A 223-nucleotide genomic window follows, 5' to 3' on the forward strand; every position below is an offset into this window, starting at 1 on the left:
CATTGATGCCATTAAATAAAGCACCAACGCCTGACTGCCCCATCCCCATCTTGTCTGCGACAGATTCCTGGGATAAGCCAAGTTCATTTTTCTTTTTTTCATAAATTGCTTTAAGGCGACGTGCGTCCTCAAGCTGCTCTTGTGTTAATGGTTTCTTTTTTGTGCTCATACGTTAAATCTATCACCGCAAGGGATAAATATCTAACACCGTGCGTGTTGACTA

Annotated in this window: 1 protein-coding gene; it reads right to left on the bottom strand. The window is 42.2% G+C overall.

The genetic code is table 11. From position 1 onward, the window contains the following. A partial coding sequence (locus HMPREF0308_RS12860) for a helix-turn-helix domain-containing protein (protein WP_005532566.1) occupies window positions 1-169 on the bottom strand: 169 nt, incomplete at its 3' end. Between the last annotated feature and the right edge of the window lie 54 nt (window positions 170-223).

Origin of the sequence: Corynebacterium striatum ATCC 6940, assembly GCF_000159135.1 — a bacterium.
GTDB classification, from domain to species: Bacteria; Actinomycetota; Actinomycetes; order Mycobacteriales; family Mycobacteriaceae; genus Corynebacterium; species Corynebacterium striatum.